Source organism: Streptomyces sp. MK37H, from assembly GCF_018035285.1.
Taxonomy (GTDB): Bacteria; Actinomycetota; Actinomycetes; order Streptomycetales; family Streptomycetaceae; genus Streptomyces; species Streptomyces endocoffeicus.
The window spans coordinates 1-3108 of record NZ_JAAAYH010000683.1; the positions used below are offsets into that span (position 1 = coordinate 1).

At 72.3% G+C, this 3108-nt stretch carries 3 protein-coding genes; 1 reads left to right on the top strand and 2 read right to left on the bottom strand.

The features are described 5' to 3' along the window. Positions 1-14: 14 nt before the first annotated feature. Positions 15-1439 (bottom strand): hypothetical protein, encoded by a 1425-nt coding sequence (locus GWI24_RS42660; RefSeq protein WP_210951393.1) that lies wholly within the window; start codon positions 1437-1439, stop codon positions 15-17. 229 nt (positions 1440-1668) lie between these two features. Between GWI24_RS42660 and GWI24_RS42665 the strand changes: the two genes are divergently transcribed. Continuing rightward, positions 1669-2082 carry an SsgA family sporulation/cell division regulator gene (locus GWI24_RS42665; protein WP_198281932.1) on the top strand — a complete coding sequence of 138 codons (414 nt, stop codon included), beginning with the start codon at positions 1669-1671 and terminating at the stop codon, positions 2080-2082. 129 nt (positions 2083-2211) lie between these two features. Here GWI24_RS42665 and GWI24_RS42670 read toward each other — a convergent pair whose 3' ends face one another. Next, a complete protein-coding gene (locus tag GWI24_RS42670; RefSeq protein ID WP_210951394.1) occupies positions 2212-2892 on the bottom strand; it encodes a GPP34 family phosphoprotein in 681 nt (226 codons plus the stop codon). Between the last annotated feature and the right edge of the window lie 216 nt (positions 2893-3108).

A 3108-nucleotide genomic window follows, 5' to 3' on the forward strand; every position in this document is an offset into this window, starting at 1 on the left:
ACCCCCTGGCGGGCCTAGCGGGAGACGCAGAGCCGGACCACGAGCGAGACACAGTCCCGGGAGTCGTCGGAGCCGGAGCCGGGATCGGAGTCGGTCGGCTTGGCCGTGGGCCGCTGTGTGGGCTCGTCCGTGGGACGCTGCGTCGGCTTCTGCGTCGGTTCGTCGGTCGGCCGGTCCGACGGGCCGTTCGACGCGGAGGACGAAGGGGGCGACGAGGGCGAAGACGGTCGCGCCGAGGACGATTCGGAGGAAGCGGACGTCGGCGCCTTGCGCGAAGGGGACACGGCGCTGGACGGCACATCCGTCGGGGAGTGCCCGGCGGGCACGCTCGAGGTGGACGGCCGGTTCCGGGACGCCTCCCCCGGAACGCCCGCCCGCGAGCCCTCCGAGTGCCGCGAGGCCCCGGATGTGGCGGATGAATCGGAAGAAGCGGAAGGATCAGCGGAGTCGGATGTATCCGATATGGACGGCGTCGAGGCCGCCGCTGACTGCTGCGCCTCCGCCGAGCCGCCGTCCGTCAGCGCCAGCCCCGTCATGACCGCCGCCCCCGCGACCAGCAGCACACCGCCCGCGGCCGCCGCGACCGCCACCGGCCCCGCCTGGCGCACCTGTCCGCGGACGAGGTGGTGCATGGAACGGCGGGAGGAGACCAGCGGCCCGTTCGAGGGCGCCGCGTGCGCACCGCCGCCGGTCGCCAGGGCACCCACTCCGGCGGCCCCCACGGCACCCACCGCACCGGCGGCCGCCAGCGGCGCCAGGAAACGCGCCATGTCCCGGTCGTACAGCGCGAGCAGCGCCGGGCCGGTCAGCGCGGGCAGCCGGTCGTCGGCAGCGACCAGCTGCTCCATCCGGCCCCGGCAGTCTCGGCAGCCGTCGATGTGGACGGCGATCTGTTCGGCCTGGTGGGGGGAGTCCGCGCCCCGCACATGGTCGGGCAGCCCCTCCCAGTGCCCACCGCACGCGGCGCTCGCCGGATAGCCGGGCTGGGCGCGCAGGAACTCCTGGCGCACGGTCTCCCGGACACGCTCCACCAAGGCCGCCGCACCGTCCGGGCTCGCCCCGGTCCGCCACGCCACCTCCTCCGGCGGGAGCCCGTCCACCTCGGCGAGCCACAGCACCTTGACCCAGCGCTGCGGCAGCTCGTCGAGGACCTGGACGAGCGGTTCGAGGTACGACGCCTGCTGCGACGGACCCCCGATCCCCACCCCGGCCGACAGCGCCCTTACGGCGCCCGTCAGCTCGGCCGGGACGGCATCGGCGCCGAGGGGATGTCCGGCGCGGATCCGATGCCACACGCTGTAGTGCGCCTCGGCCACCAGGTCCCCCGCAACCCAGGGGTCGCCGGTGAGAGTTCGGGCATATCCGCACAGACGCGAATATTCGGCTTCGTAGATTCGGCTGTAGGCGGCCGTGTCGAGCGCCGCGTGACCTTCGGTCATGGTGGAACAACCCCTGGGGTGGGTGCCTCGTCATTGCCGACGTTTCTGTAACAGCTCCGCACGGCGCCCCGAGACCTTGCATGGTTTGGCAAGCCTAAATGCCCTATGTCCCCTCGAAAAATCAGTCGTGACGCACGTCACGTCGAAAGCGGGTGCACTGGCCTGATCGCCCAAACGTCTTAACGGTCGTAAGGGCGACGCGCCCCGCACCTATCGCAAGGGAGCCGACGTGACCACTGTCATCGACCAAGCCGTCCAGGCACAGCTCATCGCGTCGACGCCCGAGTCACGCGCGATTCCGGCGTGCCTGCGCTACGAGCGGGACGACCCGTTCGCCGTCCGCGTCTCCTTCCCGCCCTCCGCGTCCCTCGACGGCTCCGCGGTGGAGTGGACGTTCGGGCGCGAGCTGCTCGCGGCCGGGCTGCGGGGCCCCGCGGGCAGCGGGGATGTGCAGATGTGGCCGAGCGGACCACAGGGGACGGTCCTGGAGTTCCATGCCCCCGAGGGCATGGCCATGGTCCAGTTCGACACCGCCGATCTCCGCAGATTCCTCGGCCGGTCGTACGCGGTCGTCCCCGAGGGCAGCGAGGCCGGGGAGCTCGACCTGGACGAGGGGCTGGCGTCGCTGCTGAGAGACGCCTGAGGTCCGTACGGAAGCCCGGGCCGGTACGGAGGCTCGGGCCCGTACGGGCGCCCGCCCCGTACGGACGTCTTGGCCCGTACGGATTCTTGGCCCGTACGGGCGCTTGAGCCCGCCCCTACCGGTGAGGGGTCAGGTGGCGGTCACGGCCGTGGTCGACGCCAGCATGGTCGTGACGACGGCGGCGGCGAGCGCCGTCCGCACCTGCGCGATCACCTTCTCCAGCACCGGGCCCATGCCCCCGCAGCGCTCCCCCAGCTCCAGAATCCGGCGCTTGCGGACCTTGGCGTCCGTGGCCGTCACCACGGACCTCAGCTCACCCGCCGCCGCCAGGGTGACCAACGCCGCGTCCCGTTCGGACACTTCGGCCGCCGGCTGCTCACCGTGCAGCACGCGCACCGCGTCGTCCCGCATACCGGCCACCTGATCGGGTCGTTCCAGCGTGTACTCCTTGGCCGGGAACAGCCCCAGCATCCGCTTCCCCTTCGCCCGCACATATCCGGCTGCCGCCATCTGGTCGCGGACCGCGTGCTCGGTCAGCCGCGGCTGATGTCCCACCCAGATCTGCCAGCTGCGCGGCCGGGATTCGCCGATCAGCTCCAGCAGCCCGTCGAGCACTTGGTCGCCGGTGGCGGCGTCGGCCACGGGGCAGGGGCTGCCGTCGGCGTCGGTGAGCATGCCCCGCTGAACGAGTTCGGTGAGGGCGGCGGCGCGGACGAGGAGGGCGGTGTGAGCACCGGCGGGTTGGCCGGTCTCGGGGTCGTAGGAGAGCAGGTAGAGCGAGGCGGCGAGGGAGAGCGATCCGTTCGGCACGGGAACCTCCGACGGTCGGGCGTCCGGTGGGGCGGCGTGCTTCGACCATATAGGCCACGCGCCCTCATGATCGACCCTCCGCCACGGGGTCTGCGCGGCTCCTGGGAACACGTCACCTGACCGAGGCCCGGTTGCCAATGGGTTGCCAGGAACACGTCACCTCCCCGGGGCTTGGCATCCCCCGGGGACATGGCCCCTCCCGGACACGGTGGTTCC

Excerpts from the sequence above, each read along its gene's own strand:
- GWI24_RS42660 (WP_210951393.1), bottom strand. The coding sequence starts at position 1,439 with ATGACCGAAGGTCACGCGGCGCTCGACACGGCCGCCTACAGCCGAATC.